Genomic DNA, 16,393 nt, shown 5'->3' with positions numbered 1-16,393 from the left:
GCGCCGATCCCACCACCCGTTCGCCCCCGGGGGGGGGGCGCGGGGGGGGGGGGCGCCGGGGCCGCACGGCGCTCCCCCCGGAAAGGAGACGCCGCACCGTGACGGCCGACGAAGCCGGTCTGCCCGACATCCGGCGGGATGTCCCCACCGCGATCCACACCCAGATCTCGGAACACATCCGCCTGCGGATCGCGAGCGGCCAGTGGCCCGCCCACTACCGGCTCAAGAGCGAACCGGAACTCGCCCAGGAGTTCGGGGTCAGCCGGGGCACCCTGCGGCGCGCCCTGGTGACCCTCATCGAGGAGGGGCTGCTGCGGCAGGTGCGCGGGCGCGGGACGTTCGTCACCTCCACCGTCATCGAACCCGCCATCGCCCAGAAGCTGAGCACCCTGTCCGAGGACTTCGCCAGCCAGGGCGTGGTGACCTCCACCGTGGTGCGGGAGTGCTCGCTGATCACCCCGCCCCGCCCCGTCGCCGCGCTGCTCGACGTCCCGCCCGCCACCCGCGTGCTCAGGCTGGTGCGGGTGCGCAGCACCGCGGACGGGCCGGTCGCCCTGTTGTTCAACTTCGTGCGCACCGATCTCGCACCGGGCATCGAAGGGTCGGACTTCACGGACTCCAGCCTCTTCGGCGTCCTGGAGAACACCTACGGTCTGAAGATCGCGACGGCCCGCCGCACGTTCTCCGCCGAGGCCGCCTCGACGGAGGTCGCCGAGGCCCTGTCGCTGGCCCCGGGCAGCCCGGTCCAGTACCTCCAGCAGGTCACCTATCTGGCGGACGACCATCCGGTGGAGTACTCGGACGTCTGGATCCACAGCGGTCGGCTGCGCGTGACGTCCCTGCTGCTGCGCAGGTAGCGGGCCCGACCGCGAAGGCGCGGCCCGGATCGCGCCGGGCGGGCATACCCTGGTACGGGGGACGCCTCGGAGGTCTGGGGGTCGCCATGATCCAGGAGCTGATAGGGGCGGCCGTGGGGCTCGCGGCTGTCGCGGGCGTGTACACGGCTGCCGCCGCCCGGGTCGTCAAGCAGTACGAGCGGGGCGTGGTGCTGCGGCTGGGGAAGCTGTACGGCGGGGTGCGCGAGCCCGGTTTCACCATGGTGGTTCCGGTGGTGGACCGACTGCACAAGGTGAACATGCAGATCATCACGATGCCGGTGCCCGCCCAGGAGGGCATCACCCGGGACAACGTGACGGTGCGGGTGGACGCGGTGGTCTACTTCCGGGTGGTGGACGCCGCCAACGCCATCATCCGGGTGGAGGACTACCGGTTCGCGGTGTCCCAGATGGCGCAGACCTCGTTGCGTTCGATCATCGGCAAGAGCGATCTGGACGACCTGTTGTCGAACCGCGAGAAGCTCAACGAGGGCCTGGAGCTGATGATCGACAGCCCGGCCGTCGGCTGGGGCGTGCAGATCGACCGGGTGGAGATCAAGGACGTGTCGCTGCCCGAGACGATGAAGCGTTCGATGGCCCGCCAGGCGGAGGCCGACCGTGAGCGGCGGGCCCGGGTCATCAACGCCGACGCCGAACTCCAGGCGTCCAAGAAGCTCTCGGAGGCGGCCGGGGTGATGTCGAAGGAGCCCGCGGCGCTCCAGTTGCGGCTGCTCCAGACCGTGGTCGCGGTGGCCGCCGAGAAGAACTCCACGCTGGTGCTGCCGTTCCCGGTGGAGTTGCTCAGGTTCCTGGAACGGGCCCAGCGCGCCCCCGACCCCGACCCGCCCTCTGGGGGCGGAGGCGGGGGTGGAGGCAAAGACGGGCACGGCGCCGGCGACGCGGAGCCGCGGGAACTACCCGCTACCAAGCGACCGGAAGGACCCGCGGACCGCGGATGAACCCCTTGCTCTGGAAGGGGACGTCCTCGGGGGCCGCGGCCAGCCGTAGGTCCGGGAAGCGGGCCAGCAGGGTGGAGACCATCACCTCGGACTCCATCCGCGCCAGCATCGCCCCCATGCAGTGGTGCGGACCGTGCCCGAAGGACAGGTGTGCGGTGCCCTGCCGGTCGAAGTCGACGGTGTCGGGATCGTCGAAGACCTCGGGGTCGCGGTTGGCCGCGAGGTAGGACGCGTAGACCGCCTCGCCCGCACGGATCGACGCCCCGCCGACCTCGACGTCCTCGGTGGCGATCCGGGGCAGGCCGACGCCGTTGCGGTGCGGGATGTGCCGGATCAACTCGTCCACCGCCTGCGGCAGGTCCTGCGGGCGGGCGCGCAGCCGGGCCATCAGCTCCGGACGGGTCAGCAGCATGAACACCATGTTGGCGCTGTTGTAGCGGACCGCGTGGGCGCCGCTGACCAGGATCGCCGTGGCCAACGAGACGGCCTCGGCCTCGGTGATGTCCCCGGCCCCCATCGCCTCGGCCAGCGCTCCGGCGAGATCGTCGGAGGGCTGGTCCCGCCGTGCGTGGAGCAGGTCCACGATGAACGCGGTGACGCGCGCCTTGGCCTCGTTGCCGGCCTTCGGGGTGGTCATCGACAGGATGACGTCGCCCCAGCCGACGAGCCCGTCGCGGTCGTCGCGGGGCACGCCCAGCAGGTCGCAGACGACGGCGAGCGGGACCGGCGCGTGCAGGTGCTCCATCAGGTCGGCCGGGGAGCCGTGTTCCTCCATGCGGTCGAGGAAGGTGTCACAGGTCTCCTGGGCGAGCGGTCGCAGCCGCTTCATGGCCTGTCCCGTGAACGCCTTCTGCACGCTCTTGCGCAAGCGGCTGTGGTACGGCGGGTCGGCGTAGTTGAGGCCGGCGGTGGAGGCGACCCGGTGGCCCGACATGCCGGTGACGGTCGTCTCGGTGAGGGCGGTCCGGCTGAACCGGGGGTCGGAGGTGACGAACTTGACGTCCTCGTAGCGGGTGACCAGCCACGCTTCGTGACGGTCCCCCGCGAAGGGCAGGGTGATCCGGGCGACCCCCTCCCCGTGCAGCACGTCGGACAGGAGCGGGTCGAAGGCGAGCGCCGGGAGGTCGTCGACGGCCCAGTCGCGCACCGGGTGCCCGGCCGTGCGACCGGGCGGCGGGCTCGGGTGGGCCGACCCGGCGGGAGAAGCGGTCGGGGCGGTGTCGCTGGGCCGGTAGGTCATCGTCGTCGTTCTCCCCGGGTCGGGTGCCGCCGCCGTCCGGCACGCTGGTGCGCACCGTCCCGTGCGGCGCGCGGGTGCGGGCCCGGGGGAGGCGCGCGGCGACCCGACGCCCGGGCCCCTGGTCACGTCGATGGCTTCCCGCTCGGGCACCCGTCCGACGCCTCCGGGTCCGCCCGTCGCCCGAACGGAGCAGACGCCCCGGCGACCACGGTGCCGACCGCGCAGTCGCCCGCACGGCGGGCGTGGCACGATGCCGGGGCGCGGGCCGACCCCCGTGGCGTGGTGGCGCAGTGTCGTCGAGTCGCAGGGAGGACGTCGGTGGGCCGGAGCGTGGGGGTGGCGGTGCTGGGCACCGGCCGCATGGGTGCCGATCACGTACGACGGATCGACCGGGTGACCCCCGGCGCGCGGGTGGTGGCGGTGGCCGATCCGGATGCGGAGCGGGCGCGGAGCGCCACGGCGGGGATCGACGACGTGGTCGTGCACACCGATCCGCTCGCTGCGTTGGACGCGCCCGGGGTGGACGCCGTGCTGGTGGCCTCACCGGACGAGGCGCACGAGGAGGCGGTGCTGGCGGCGTTCGCGCGGGGGCTGCCGGTGCTGTGCGAGAAGCCGCTGGCCGCCGGCGCCGAGGCGGCGCGGCGGGTGGTGGAGGCCGAGGAACGGCTCGGCCGCCGGCTGCTGCGGCTCGGCTTCATGCGGCGCAGCGACAGCGAGTACCTGCGGCTGCGGGAGGTGCTGCGCTCGGGGCGGCTGGGGCGGCCCCTGATGGTGCACTGCGTGCACCGCAATGTGTCGTCGCCGCCCGGATTCACCTCTCCGATGCTGGTCAGCAGTTCGGTGGCGCACGAGATCGACGCGGTGCGCTGGCTGCTAGGGGAGGAGATCGTGGCCGTGACGGCGTTGCGGCCGCGCCGGTCGGGGTTCGCACCGGACGGGTTGGCCGATCCCCAGTTCGTGCTGTTCGAGACCGAGGGCGGGGTCCTGGTGGACGTGGAGGTCTTCGTGAACAGCGGATTCGGCTACCAGGTGCGGTGCGAGGCGGTCTGCGAACGAGGGGCGGTGCGGATCGGGGCGGAGCCGGGGCCCGTGGTGGAGTCGGCGGCGGGTGCGGTGCGGGAGGTTCCGCAGGACTTCCTGCCGCGCTTCGCGGATGCGTACGACCGGGAGGTGCGGGCCTGGGTGGCGGACGTCCGGGCGGGCCGCACCACGGGCGCGAGCGCGTGGGACGGGTACGCGGCGGCGCTGGTCGCCGAGGCGGGGGTCCGGGCCGGGCGGACGGGGAGCCGGGTCACCCTGACGCCGCCGGAGCGACCGGCGCTGTACGCGGCGGGGAGGTGAGGCGGGACCGGAACGGGTGCGGGACGCGACGCTTCGGACGGACCGCACACCCATGGCATATGTGATTCACGCCACGCAACTCGCGGTAACCCGACATTGCCCCGCAATCGCCCAACGGGCCCATTTGCTGCATATCGCATTCGCGCATGCGATCGATGACCCCGCGTCACCAGCCAAACGCACGGAGTGGGAGACTTGAGTGCCCTCACGGCAGACACAGGGAACGGGGCCACCTGTATCGCCTTAGGCATATGCCCTGCGCAACCCCCTCTCGGGTGTTGCCAAATCCCTTACGGCACCTGCCGCCCTGTGCGACAGTCGTACCCGGTCCTCCCGCTCGTCCTGGCCGTACCGTTCCCTCTCCGGAGTACGTCATGCCACCCCATGTCTTCGCGGACCGCGTCGCAGACCCGTCACCCCCGTCGCATGACCCGGTCGACTCGCTGATCACGCAGACCCGCCGACTGCGGGGGGACATCAACGCGGTGCGCCGCGGCACCCCTCCCAAGGACGAGTCCCTGGCCCGGTGGCGGCGGGCCCTGTGCGACCTGGCCCTGCGCCACCTGGGCGACCTGGACGGGCACCTCGCCCAACTGCGCGAGGGACCGCCGGACGTCCGTAGCACCCCGGACCGCGGTGCGCCGAGCGTCCTGACCCCCGCGGGCCGACACCCCGGCACCGAGCGCCGCCCCGGCTCCCCGCCCGCCCGAGCGGGTGGCGCGGAGTGGAACCTCCTCACCGACGAAGCCGTCTGGACCGGTGAGTTGTACGCGATCCTCGGTCTCGACCCGTCCACCGCGCCGCTCACCCTCGACGAACTCCCCTCGCTGGTGCACCCCGAGGACCAACCACTGCTCACCGCGATGGTCACCGGCTGTCTGATCGACGGCAAACCCCTCGACGGCGAGTTCCGGATCGCCCGCCCCGACGGCACCGAGCGCACCGTCCACATGACCGGGGAGCCCGTCCTCGACGTCGACGGCAGCACCGCCGCCATGTGGGCCGTGCTGCGTGACGTCACCGAACTACGGCACAGCGAACGGGACGTGCACCGCAATCGCGAGTCCCTGCACCACGAGGACCACGTCGAACGGGCCGCCCACCAGGTGGCCGTCGCCCTCCAGGAAGCCGTGCTCCCGCCGTGGGGCGGCCCCTTGCGCTACCCGCGCCGGGGCCCGGGGCTCGACCTGGCCGCCCACTACCTGCCGTCCTCGACCAGCGCGCTGATCGGCGGCGACTGGTACGACGCACTGGAACTGCCGGACTCCGACGTACTGATCAGCGTCGGTGACCTCACCGGCCACGGCGTCTCCGTCACCTCCGGGATGGCCCTGCTGCTCGGCGGTCTGCGCGCCACGGCCGTGGCCGGCTCCGCGCCCGCCCCGCTCCTGGGACTGCTCAACCACCTCCTCGACGCCTCGGTCCAACCGTCCCTGGGCAGCGCCGTGGTCTGCCGCTACCGACCGGCCTCCCGCACCCTTCAGTGGGCGCAGGCCGGGCACCCCGCCCCCTTGCTGTTCCGCGACGGGACGGGGCGTGCACTGCCCCCACCGGACGGCGTCCTCCTCGGCGCCACCACGGGAGCCGTCTACGAACAGGCCGAAGAGCAACTGCACCCCGGTGACCTGCTGTTGCTCCACACCGACGGACTCGTCCCCCGGCACTCCGGCACCGCCGCCACCCAGCGGCTGCTCGCCCTGGCACCGCGGTTCACCCGGGCCCGGTGCGCACAGGAGTGCGTACGGCTGGTGGTCGAGGAACTGGGTGAGCGGGAACGCGAGGACGACGCCTGCGTGCTCGTCGCCCGGGTCACCGACTGAACGGGCGATCCGTCCTCCCGGTCGTCACGCCGTGGCGGCACCTCCTGCCCGGCGCTTCTCCTTGGGCATCACCAGCTCGATGCTCGTCCGAAGGTCCTCGATCTTCGGATAGCCGGAGAACTGGCTGGTCAACCGGTACATCTCGCGCAGCCGGTCCCAGGTGCGGTGCGAGGAGTTCGCGCCGATCGAGGACAGGGCGAGGCGGGCGTACACATCGGCCTGCTCCGGGTCGTCGGCGATGAAGCACGCCGAAGCCATCGAGATGTGGTCGAAGATCTGCGACCGGTCGTACCCCTCCTTGCGCAGGGCCAGCGCGCGCAGTGCGTGCCGCTGCGCCGTGTGCGCCGCCGCCGGTTCGTGTTCGGCGAGGGTGCGGTACGCCAGGGCCTGCATCCCGTGCAGGTCCGCCTCGTCGAACATCTGCATCCAGCTCGGCGGGGGCACGTCGCTGCGGTCGGACCCGAACAGGTCCTCCGCGTGCCCCAGGGTGCGGCGCATGGCCTGGCCCCGCCCCATCGACGCCTGGGCCCACGCCTCGATGGTGTAGAGCATCGCCCGGGTGCGGGGCAGGGTCTCGTCCCCGGAACCCGACTGGGCGAGCTTCATCAGGTCGAGCGCGTCGTCGGGGCGGCCGAGGTGCACCATCTGCCGGGCGGCCCGGGACAGGGCCTCACTGGCCCGGGGCCGGTCACCGCCCTCACGGGCGGCGTGGGCGGCGATGACGAAGTACTTCTGGGCGGTCGGCTCCAGGCCGACGTCGTGGGACATCCAGCCGGCGAGGACGGCCAGATTGGCCGCAACGCCCCACAGCCTCTTCTGGATGGCCTCGGGGTGCCGGTACGACAGCATGCCGCCCACCTCGTTGAGCTGGCCCACCACGGCCTTGCGTTGGAGTCCGCCGCCCCGGGACGCATCCCATTTGCGGAACACCTCCACCGAGGTCTCCAGCCCCTCGATCTCCTGGAAACCGATGGGGGCCGCCTCGTAGCGGTCGGCCCCGGCGGGGTCGGCGCGCAACGGATCGAACATGAGGGGGGCATCGGCCGCCAGGGCCGGATCGGTGTGCAGCCAGTCGTGCATGGCGCTGCTGAGTGCTGAGCCAGCGGCGAGCGCGGCACCCGCGCCCACCAAGCCGCGTCGGTTGAGCATGAGGTCCATTCCCGTGAATTCGGTGAGGACCGCGGCCGTCCGGTCGGGGGCCCAGGGCACGCCGTCGGGGTGCTCCGCACTCCCGGCGTCGCGCCGCTTGCCAGGGCGCCCGTGCCGGACCAGACCGAGATCCTCAGTGGTCACGACACGGCCGAGCCGCTCGGTGAACAGTGCCGCCAACACCCTGGGCACCGGATCGCGCGGAATCTCCCCCGTGTCGATCCAACGCCGCACCCGTGAGGTGTCGGTGGCCAGCTGCGGATGGCCCATGGCCGCCGCCTGCCGGTTCACCATCCTCGCGAGTTCGCCCTTGGACCAGCCGGCCAGGCCGAACAGGTCCGCAAGGCGGGTGTTGGGTTGTCCGCTCACGTCAAGCCCCCAGGATCTCGGCTGGGTCGACAGTATCCCCGGTAACCCCCGGGGCAGTTGCTGAGCGACTATTCGCCAGGGTTCGCCAGGGTCCGCCACATGGTGTGCCACCACACCCCTGGTGTCAGGTAGGAAGGCGCCACCTTGACCCGGCGGCCGAAGGACACTCCCCAGGGTGCCCGTCGGCCGCCGGGTCGGGGGGCGCAGGCAAACCGTCGGCACACGAAGGGATCTGTTTCGCCCATGTACGCAGCGTCGTCCTCCGTGTCCGCTCCGCCCCGGCTCCCACGCTCCTCCGCGCCCCGTTCCGCCGCGCCGGCGGGACGAACGCGCGAGGCACCCCCGCAGCCGGGCGGCGGGCCCTATCTGGACCCCACGCGCTCCGCGTCGGGGGGCCGGACACGGCGCGTACCGGGACTCGGCACGGGCCCCCTCAGCGGACGGCTCGACCTGTCCGGCCCCCAGGGCACCCAACTGCGGGCGGCCATCGCATCGGTGCACCGGGTCTGCCCCGAGTTCGCTCCGGTGCAGGTTCTCAGGCGCAGCGGACGTTCGGTCCTGCTGGTCGGCACCACCGGCCGCAGCACCGCGGTCGCCAAGTGCCTGTTGGACCGGTCGCCGGTGTGGGCGGAGCGGAGCAGGCACGAAATAGCGGCATACCGCTCGTTCGTCCGGCACCGGCCGCCCGTACGGGCGCCGCGGTTGATCGCAGCGGATCCGGAGAACTGCACCCTCATCATCGAGCGGATGCCGGGGCGCGCCGCCGCCCTGCAACGGCATCCGGTGGAGGCGCCGCCCCGGACGGACCTGCGGGCCGCCCTGGGCGCGGTGTGCAAGTTGAACCGTTGGCAACCCCCGGAGGGGGCGTTCGGTCGGCCCCTGGACTACGTCAACCGCATCAACCGCTACTACGAGTTGGGGCTGTTGACGGACCGGGATCTGGGCGACCTCCAGAAGTTGTTGCACGGCATCGCCCAGGCTGCGCAGTCGACGGGGCGCCACGGCATGCTCCAGTTCTGCCACGGGGACGCCCTGTTGTCGAACATGCTGTTGTCGCCGCCCGGGCCGGTGTTGGTCGACTGGGAGCACGCCGGGTGGTACCTGCCCGGCTACGACCTGGCGACGCTCTGGGCGGTCCTGGGTGACGCGCCGATGGCCCGTCGTCAGATCATCACCCTGGCCCACGCGGAGGGCACGGCCTCCCGGGACGCGTTCCTGGTGAACCTGATGCTGGTGTTGACCCGGGAGATCCGGATGTACGAGACGGCGGTCCAGCGGTCGATGCAGGACGGTCCGCTGCCGGTCGCCCAGGGGCCGGGCCGGCCGGGCGGGCTGCCCTCCGGCGAGGAACAGCGGCTGTTGCTGCGGCGGTTGCACGACGACTGCCAGATGGCCCGCCGCGCGGTACGGGCGGCGGTGGGCACCCGCTGAGCCTGCCGGGACCACGGCGACCACCACCGGGCGGCCGCACCAGGAGGCCCAGGAGGCACCCACCGAGCGTCCGACACCCGGGCGGATCGGGCCGAAGGCCCGCGGAGCACCCTCAGTACGGGGGCGTTCTGCGGGCCTTCGGCCGTTCCTGACCCGTCCATGAGCACCCCCTACCCGCCAGATCGTATTGACAATCATTTTCATCTGATGGGATGCTCGCCGCGCCGCCCCGGCAGTCGGGCCGTGCGCCGACCGCGCCGAACCCCGACCCCGCCGTGCGCGGCCCAGGCACAGTTACTCAGGGGAGCGGCATGCAGACGTTTCGTGACCGACGGGAATTCCTCGCCCTGGCCGGCGCCACCAGCACGGCCGGGGCCCTCGCCCTCACCGGGTGCGGGGCCGGGGACCCGCCCGGTGGCGCCACCGGCGCCGGCTCGGCGCCCCGGCGCGGCGGAACGTTCCGCGCCCTGTTCACCGGCGGCGGCGAGCAGGAGACGATCGACCCGCACGCCGAGTCGCTGGCCATCGACATGGCCCGCACCAAAGCCCTCTTCGACCGGCTCGTCGCCCTCGACACGAACATGGCACCCGTCCCACAACTGGCGAAGCGGTGGGAGTCCAACGACGACGCGACGCTCTGGCGCTTCACCCTGCGCGAAGCCCTCTTCCACGACGGTAGGCAACTCCACCCCGATGACGTGCTGTTCACCTTCGGCCGCATCCTCGACCCCAGGGCGACCAACCACTTCGCCCGGAGCCTGCTGTCCGTCGTCGACCTGCGGGCCAGCCGCGCCGTCGGCCGGAACACCGTCGAGGTCGCCCTGCGCTCCCCCAACGCCGAGTTCCCGGCGCTGCTGGGCACCTTGGGCACCGCGATCGTCAGTGCCCGCTACCGCGATCCGGCCCGGCCGGTCGGTACCGGTGCGTTCCGGTTGACCTCGTTCACCCCGGGCCGGTCCTTCGTCGCCCGGCGGTTCGACGACCACTGGGGCGGCGGCGCCCACGTCGACGAGTTGCGCGTCCTGTCCGCCGACGCGGAGGCCCGGGGCAACGCGCTGCGCGGCGGGGAGGCCGAGTACGCCTACGAGGTGACGCCCACCTTCGCCCGCACCGCCCGCGCCGACCGGTCGGTGCGCGTGGTCTCCGCCCCGGGCAGCACCGCCCACGCCCTCGTCATGAAGTGCGACCGGGAGCCCTTCGACGACCCCGACGTCAGGACGGCGTTCAAGCTGCTGGCCGACCGGGAGGCGCTGGTGAAGGTGGTGCTGGGGGGACAGGGCGTCGTCGGCAACGACATGTTCGGCAAGGGCTACCAGTACTACCCGCGGGACGTCCCGCAGCGGGAACGCGACGTCGCCGAGGCCCGTGCACTGCTGCGCCGGGCCGGTGCCCTCAACAAGACCCTGTCGCTGTACACCTCCTCCGTGGCCGCCGGGTTCGTGGAGGCGGCCACCCTCTTCGCCGAGCAGGCCGCCGACGCGGGTCTGCGGGTGAAGGTCACCACCGGGGCGTCCGAGACCTACTTCAAGGACCAGCTCACCCGGGGCGCCCTGGGCAGCCACCGCTCCGGAGCGATGACGATCCCCGTGTACCTCCACGACCGGCTGCTCACCCGGTCCGCGTTCAACGCCTCGGCGTGGCGCCGCCGCGACTTCGACGCCGACTTCGCGAAGGCGCAGGCCACCGCTGCCGAGGATGCCCGCACCCGGCGGTTCGAGGACCTCCAGCGCACCGTGCACGAGGAGGGCGGTCTGCTGATGTGGGGCCACGCGGACTGGCTGAACGCGGTCGCCGCCCGGGTGCGCGGAGTGAAGGCCGCTCCGCCCAACACCCTGGACTCCGCCCGCTTCGACACCGTGTGGCTGGCCTGAGGATGCGCCGCTACGCCCTGGGGCGGCTCGCCCTCGGCGGAGCCCAACTCCTGCTGCTGGCAGCTCTGGTGTTCGCGTTGACGTCCCTGCTGCCCGGCGACGCCGCCGACGTCCGCAACAACGAGGACGCCACGCCCGAACAGGTGACCGCGCTGCGCGAGCAACTCGATCTGGACCGACCGGCCGTGGAACGCTTCTTCGGCTGGGTGGGCGACGTCCTCACCGGCGATCTGGGGACCTCCCTGGTCAGCGGCGGCCCGGTGCGGGACGTGCTGACCTCGTCGGCGGGCACCACCCTGCTCCTCGGCGCGGTCACCCTCGCCGTGGTCGTCCCGCTGTCGATCCTGCTCGGCGTCGCCGCCGGGCTCCGCGAGGACGGCCCGCTCGACCGCACGGTCACCGCGGTGACGCTCGCGCTCAACGCGGTGCCGGACTTCCTGCTCGCCCTGCTGCTCGTGACCGGTCTCTCGCTGGAACTGGGCTGGCTGCCCGCGACCTGGGTGGGGGTGGACGCGGCCGACCTGCTCGCCCAGCCCGCCCTGTTGGTGCTGCCCGTGGCCGTAGTGGCCTCGCGCGCGGTGTGCCTGCTCTCCCGGCAGATCCGGGCGGGCGTGGTCGACGTCCTCGGCACCGGATACGTGGTCCAGGCCCGGCGGTTGGGCGTGCCGCGCCGGACGCTGCTGCTGCGGCACGTACTGCCGAACGCGGCCGTCCCCGGGGTCCAGGAACTGGCCCGCACCGGGGACAACCTGGTCGGCGGGGTGCTCATCGTGGAGGCGGTCTTCGCCGTTCCCGGTGTCGCGACCGCCCTGGTCCGGGCCGTGGAGGCACGTGACGTGCCCACCGTGCAGGGCCTCGCCCTGGTCGTGGCCGCGGCGGCCCTGCTGTTCAGCGTGGCCGCCGACCTGGTCTGCCACCGGCTCGTTCCCCGGACGGAGGAGATGCGGTGAACCACGGACACACGACGCCACCCCCTCAACGGAGCGGAGGGAGCGGACGGATCGCGCCGCTCGGAGCGCTGCTGCTGGTGGTGCCGCTGGGCGTGGCCCTGCTCGGACCGGCGCTGACCGCACCGGCGACGGCCGGCGCCTACGCCCCGTACACCGGCCGGGGCGGCGAACACCCCCTGGGAACCGACGGGTTGGGGCGGGACGTACTGGCCCTGCTGCTGCACGGAGGGCGCAGCGCGCTGGGCATGTCGCTCGGTGCGGTGGCGGTCGCCTACCTGGTCGGTGGGGCGCTCGGGCTGCTGGCGGCCACGTCCCGGCGGCGCTGGATCGACGAGTTGCTGATGCGTCCGCTGGACGTGCTGCTGCCGCTGCCGAGCCTGCTGGTCATCAGTGTGGTGGCAGTGGGGTGGCGCGGCTCGCCCGTGGCGATCGCCCTCGCCGTCGCGAGCGTGAACGTGCCCGCCGTGGCGCGACTGGTGCGGGCGGCGGCCCTCGACGCGGCGAGCGGTCCCGTGACCGAGGCCCTGTGGATGCAGGGCGAGTCCCGGGCCCGGATCCACCTGGGCCACGTGGCACGTTCGGCCCTGTCCCCGGTGGCCGCGGACGCCGGTACCCGGATCACCCTCGCCGTCTTCCTGGTGGCCTCCGCGAACTTCCTCGGCCTGGGCCTGGACCCGACCTCGCCGGACTGGGCGGTGAGCGTGTCCCGGAGCAGTGAGGGCCTGCTGATCCAGCCCTGGGCGGTGTTGGCGCCCGCCGCGATGCTCGTCATGTTCACCGTGGGGCTCAACCTCCTCGCCGATCGGCTGCTCGCCCGGTCCCGCCGGACCCGGGAGGGTGCCCGATGACTGCTCCGCCACCGGTTCCTCCCGTCGTCACGGTCCGCGCCCTCACCGCGCGGGCCGGGGACACCGTGCTGCTCGACGCGCTCGACCTGGATCTGCACCCGGGCCGGATCACCGCCCTCGTCGGGCCGTCCGGCAGCGGCAAGACCACGGCCGCCCTCGCCCTGCTCGGCGAGGCCGGACCGGGCATCCGGCTGACCGGTCGGGTGAGCGCGGGGGACGTTCCCGTAGTGGACGCGGACGGTGTCACCCCGGCCGCCGCCGCACTGCGCGGCCGGGTGGTGGCGTACATGCCGCAGCACCCGGGCAGCGCGCTCAACCCGGCCCGACGCACCGGGGCCGTGCTGCGCGAGTTGGCCCGGTTGCACCGGGGCGCGCACCGCGCGCCGGTCGCCGACGCCCTGGCGGCGGCCCAACTGCCGCCCGGGCCGGACACCGAGCGACGGTTCCCGCACCAGTTCTCGGGCGGTCAACGCCAGCGGGTCGCGCTCGCCCAGACCCTCGTGTGCGGGCCCCGGTTGCTCGTCCTGGACGAGCCCAGCACCGGACTCGACACCGTCACCCGGATGCGGCTCGCCGACGAGCTCGCCGCACTGGCCCGCACCGGCCCGGCGATCCTGCTGCTGAGCCACGACCACGATCTGGTGCGCGCCCTCACCGACGAGGTGGTCGTCCTCGACCGGGGCCGGGTCACGGCGCGGAGCGCCCCCGCGCACGCCCTGCCCGCCCGACGCCCGGTGGCGGCCGTCCGCCACACCCCTCGCCGCGCCCCGGGCGGGGCGGCGGACGCCCCGCCGGTCCTGGAGGTGCGCGGTCTCACGGCGCGGCTGCCGGGCCGGGGGCGGGACCCCGTCCTGCACGGAGTGGACCTGTCCCTGCCCGCGGGGGGCTGCGTGGGGGTGGCGGGGCTGTCGGGCAGCGGCAAGACGACGCTCGCCCGGTGCGTCGCGGGGCTCCACGAACGGCACGACGGTCACGTCCTGCTCGACGGGGCCGCACTGCCGGTACTGCGCCGCCGCAGCACCGAACAGAAACGGCGGGTGCAGTACGTGTGGCAGGAGGTGCGCTCCTCCTTCGACGAACGGCGCCCGGTCGCCGAGCAGGTCGCCCGCACCGCCGTACGACTGCGCGGGCGCGCCCCCGACACGGCCCGGACCGAGGCCCTGGAGCTGCTGGAACGGCTGGGGCTCGCGCCGGTGACCGTCGAACGCCGGCCGGGTGCCCTGTCCGGGGGCGAGCTGCAACGCGCGGCGCTCGCCCGTGCCGTGATCGCCGCACCCGACGTCCTGGTGTGCGACGAGGTCACCACCGCACTGGACCCGACCGCGACCCGGCTGGTGCTCGGGGAACTGGCCGCACTGCGCGAGCGCCACGGCACCGCGCTGCTCTGGGTCAGCCACGACCTGGAACTGCTCGCCGTGGTCGCCCACCACCTCGTCGTCATCGACGGGGGGCGCGTCGTCGAGAGCGGCGGGCCCGAGCAGGTGCTGCGCTCTCCCCGGGCCCCGCTCACCCGGCAGTTGGTCCGCGCCATGGACCTGGGGGCGGCCGGGGGCGCCCCCGTGGCCGCCGGTTCCCGTCACCACCCCCTGCGACATCCGTTCCCGACCACGAAGGACAGCACCCCATGACCGACGACCTGACCACGCCCCGCCGCACCGCGCCGGGCCACGACTCCGGGACGCGGGCCCTGCTCGACGCGCTGCCCGAGACCCTGCCGCGCACGGAGATCCTCGCCATCAACAGCGCGAAGTCGAACCTCCACTCCCGGCGGACCTACGTCTACAACGGGTGGACGTTCGCCCTGCCACCCGGCGTGTTCGGCCCCGGGGACACCAGCCGGATCGTCCACGACCGGCTGCTCGACGGCACGATCCCGGTACGGGGACGGGCGTACGCGGCGATCGGGGCCGGGCTCGGGGTCGAGGCGGTGATCGCGGGAACCCGGGGCGCCCGGGAGGTCTGGGCGTCCGACATCCACCCGGACAGCGTCGCCACCGCCGCCGAGCACTACGCGCGCCTGGTGGGCGAACGCCCCGACACCGTCTTCCACCCGCTGGTCTCCAACCTCTTCGAGGGGTTCCCGTCCGCCGCCCGGCTGGAGGTCATCACCTTCAACCCGCCCGCGGTGAGCACCCCGACGAGCGACGACCCCACGGTGGTCCGCAACGTCTGCGTGGGGACGGACATCGTGATCCGTTTCTTCGACCAGGTGGTCGAGCGCGAGCTCCTGGCTCCCGGGGGCGAGATCCATCTGATCGTCTCGAACACCGCGGAGCTGCGGCGCATCGTCGCGCACGCGGTGGACGCGGGCTTCCGACCCGAGGTGACGCACCGTCAGACCTGGCCCACCGACGACTGCCAGGCGTACCTGTTCAAGCTGACCCGGACCGGCTGACCGCCCCCGCACCGAGCCCGGCCCCCATTCGACAGCGAAGGACCAGGACATGTACGAGCACGTAGCGGAAGCGGTCAAGGAACCCCAGGTCGTCGCCGTGCCGCCCGGCGCGGTCTGTCTGCGCTTCGAGACGATGAAGCTGTACTCGGCGCTCGGCGCCGTGCGCCACCTGTTGGAGACCGGGCAGATCGAACGGGGTGACACCCTGGTCGACAGCTCCAGCGGGATCTACGCCCATGCGTTGGCCCTCGCCTGCCACCGCTACGGACTGCGGTGCCACATCGTCGGCTCGACCACGGTGGACCGCACGCTCCGCGTCCAGTTGGAGGTCCTCGGGGCCACCCTGGAGCAGGTCCGCCCCTCCCAGGACCTGCGCCTGGACCAGAACCTGCGGGTGGCCCGCGTCCAGGAGCTGTTGCGCCAGCACCCGGGCCACCACTGGATGCGGCAGTACCACGACTCCATCCACTACCTCGGCTACCGCGATGTCGCCGACCTGGTCGGCAAGGAGGTCCCCGAGGGGCCCCTGACGGTGGTGGGCGGAGTGGGGACCGGGGCGTCGACCGGGGCCATCGCCACCTATCTGCGCGAGGCGGGGCGCGACGTCCGGCTCGTCGGGGTGCAGCCGTTCGGCAGCGTGACCTTCGGTGCCGGGCACGTCAGCGATCCGGACATGATCATCGCGGGCATCGGCAGCTCGATCCCGTTCCACAACGTCCGGCACGACCTGTACGACCGGGTGCACTGGGTCAACTTCGACTACGCCATGTCGGGGGCCGTCGGACTGTTGCGGGCCAGCGGGGTCTTCGCCGGGCTGTCGGCCGGAGCCGCGTACCTGGCCACGCGCTGGGAACGGAGCCGCGACCCCGGCCGGACGTACGTGTTCCTCGCCGCCGACACCGGACACCGCTACGTCGACAGCGCCTACGCACGGCACGCCCGGGCCCACGGGCTCGACACCCTGCGTCCGTACGAGGTGACCGCGCAGGAGGAGCTGCGGCACCCCTGGTCGACGATGGACTGGCCGCCCCTCGACGGGGCGCGGCGTGGCGTGGAACTCCTGGCGCCGAGAGCGGCCTAGCGTACCGGCGGGCCGGGGAGCGCCGCAGCACGACCGTCCGGCCGTTCCTCCCCCACCGGCTGCC

At 73.2% G+C, this 16,393-nt stretch carries 13 protein-coding genes; 11 read left to right on the top strand and 2 right to left on the bottom strand.

The annotated features are described in order from the left end of the window. Positions 1-98 precede the first annotated feature (98 nt). Positions 99-857, top strand: a complete 759-nt coding sequence (locus ACFV88_RS27140; RefSeq protein WP_385494516.1) for a GntR family transcriptional regulator — start codon at positions 99-101, stop codon at positions 855-857. Positions 858-943: 86 nt separating this feature from the next. Continuing rightward, positions 944-1,834 carry a slipin family protein gene (locus ACFV88_RS27135; RefSeq protein ID WP_385494515.1) on the top strand — a complete coding sequence of 297 codons (891 nt, stop codon included), beginning with the start codon at positions 944-946 and terminating at the stop codon, positions 1,832-1,834. Here the strand turns inward: ACFV88_RS27135 and ACFV88_RS27130 are convergent. Continuing rightward, positions 1,797-3,074, bottom strand: coding sequence for a cytochrome P450 (locus ACFV88_RS27130; RefSeq protein WP_385494514.1), 1,278 nt, complete (start codon positions 3,072-3,074; stop codon positions 1,797-1,799). The two genes, ACFV88_RS27135 and ACFV88_RS27130, sit on opposite strands and share 38 nt — an antisense overlap. A 318-nt stretch (positions 3,075-3,392) precedes the next feature. On the opposite strand from ACFV88_RS27130, the gene ACFV88_RS27125 reads away from it, so the two are divergent. Then, positions 3,393-4,415, top strand: a complete 1,023-nt coding sequence (locus tag ACFV88_RS27125; RefSeq protein ID WP_385494513.1) for a Gfo/Idh/MocA family protein — start codon at positions 3,393-3,395, stop codon at positions 4,413-4,415. A 374-nt stretch (positions 4,416-4,789) separates the two neighbouring features. Next, the gene (locus tag ACFV88_RS27120) at positions 4,790-6,235 is read left to right on the top strand and encodes a PP2C family protein-serine/threonine phosphatase (RefSeq protein WP_385494512.1); all 1,446 of its coding nucleotides are present in this window, start codon (positions 4,790-4,792) and stop codon (positions 6,233-6,235) included. A gap of 24 nt (positions 6,236-6,259) precedes the next feature. Here ACFV88_RS27120 and ACFV88_RS27115 read toward each other — a convergent pair whose 3' ends face one another. After that, on the bottom strand, positions 6,260-7,753 hold the full coding sequence (locus ACFV88_RS27115; protein WP_385494511.1) for a hypothetical protein: 1,494 nt from the start codon (positions 7,751-7,753) through the stop codon (positions 6,260-6,262). A gap of 243 nt (positions 7,754-7,996) precedes the next feature. Between ACFV88_RS27115 and ACFV88_RS27110 the strand changes: the two genes are divergently transcribed. The 7 genes from ACFV88_RS27110 to ACFV88_RS27080 all read left to right on the top strand — a co-directional run bounded on the left by ACFV88_RS27110 (position 7,997) and on the right by ACFV88_RS27080 (position 16,329). Beyond that, entirely contained in the window at positions 7,997-9,184 is a 1,188-nt protein-coding gene (locus tag ACFV88_RS27110; protein ID WP_385494510.1) for an aminoglycoside phosphotransferase family protein, read from the top strand. 311 nt (positions 9,185-9,495) lie between these two features. After that, a complete protein-coding gene (locus tag ACFV88_RS27105; protein ID WP_385494509.1) occupies positions 9,496-11,055 on the top strand; it encodes an ABC transporter substrate-binding protein in 1,560 nt (519 codons plus the stop codon). A gap of 2 nt (positions 11,056-11,057) precedes the next feature. Beyond that, on the top strand, positions 11,058-12,005 hold the full coding sequence (locus tag ACFV88_RS27100) for an ABC transporter permease (RefSeq protein WP_385494526.1): 948 nt from the start codon (positions 11,058-11,060) through the stop codon (positions 12,003-12,005). Next, the gene (locus ACFV88_RS27095) at positions 12,002-12,853 is read left to right on the top strand and encodes an ABC transporter permease (RefSeq protein WP_385494508.1); all 852 of its coding nucleotides are present in this window, start codon (positions 12,002-12,004) and stop codon (positions 12,851-12,853) included. Before ACFV88_RS27100 ends, ACFV88_RS27095 begins: the two co-directional genes overlap by 4 nt. Then, positions 12,850-14,481 carry an ABC transporter ATP-binding protein gene (locus tag ACFV88_RS27090; protein WP_385494507.1) on the top strand — a complete coding sequence of 544 codons (1,632 nt, stop codon included), beginning with the start codon at positions 12,850-12,852 and terminating at the stop codon, positions 14,479-14,481. Before ACFV88_RS27095 ends, ACFV88_RS27090 begins: the two co-directional genes overlap by 4 nt. Then, positions 14,478-15,248, top strand: a complete 771-nt coding sequence (locus ACFV88_RS27085) for a methyltransferase (protein WP_385494506.1) — start codon at positions 14,478-14,480, stop codon at positions 15,246-15,248. The genes ACFV88_RS27090 and ACFV88_RS27085 overlap by 4 nt, the downstream gene beginning before the upstream one ends. Positions 15,249-15,297: 49 nt before the next feature. Beyond that, the gene (locus ACFV88_RS27080) at positions 15,298-16,329 is read left to right on the top strand and encodes a pyridoxal-phosphate dependent enzyme (protein WP_385494505.1); all 1,032 of its coding nucleotides are present in this window, start codon (positions 15,298-15,300) and stop codon (positions 16,327-16,329) included. Positions 16,330-16,393 lie beyond the last annotated feature (64 nt).

It is taken from the genome of Streptomyces sp. NPDC059816, assembly GCF_042732055.1.
Classification (GTDB): Bacteria; Actinomycetota; Actinomycetes; order Streptomycetales; family Streptomycetaceae; genus Streptomyces.
Note: the sequence above shows the minus strand (reverse complement) of the source record. Positions and strands in the feature narration are given on the sequence as shown.

Coding starts and splice junctions, on each gene's coding strand:
- ACFV88_RS27135 (WP_385494515.1), top strand. CDS start 944: ATGATCCAGGAGCTGATAGGGGCGGCCGTGGGGCTCGCGGCTGTCGCG.
- ACFV88_RS27080 (WP_385494505.1), top strand. CDS start 15,298: ATGTACGAGCACGTAGCGGAAGCGGTCAAGGAACCCCAGGTCGTCGCC.
- ACFV88_RS27105 (WP_385494509.1), top strand. CDS start 9,496: ATGCAGACGTTTCGTGACCGACGGGAATTCCTCGCCCTGGCCGGCGCC.
- ACFV88_RS27110 (WP_385494510.1), top strand. CDS start 7,997: ATGTACGCAGCGTCGTCCTCCGTGTCCGCTCCGCCCCGGCTCCCACGC.
- ACFV88_RS27100 (WP_385494526.1), top strand. CDS start 11,058: ATGCGCCGCTACGCCCTGGGGCGGCTCGCCCTCGGCGGAGCCCAACTC.
- ACFV88_RS27120 (WP_385494512.1), top strand. CDS start 4,790: ATGCCACCCCATGTCTTCGCGGACCGCGTCGCAGACCCGTCACCCCCG.
- ACFV88_RS27130 (WP_385494514.1), bottom strand. CDS start 3,074: ATGACCTACCGGCCCAGCGACACCGCCCCGACCGCTTCTCCCGCCGGG.
- ACFV88_RS27085 (WP_385494506.1), top strand. CDS start 14,478: ATGACCGACGACCTGACCACGCCCCGCCGCACCGCGCCGGGCCACGAC.
- ACFV88_RS27090 (WP_385494507.1), top strand. CDS start 12,850: ATGACTGCTCCGCCACCGGTTCCTCCCGTCGTCACGGTCCGCGCCCTC.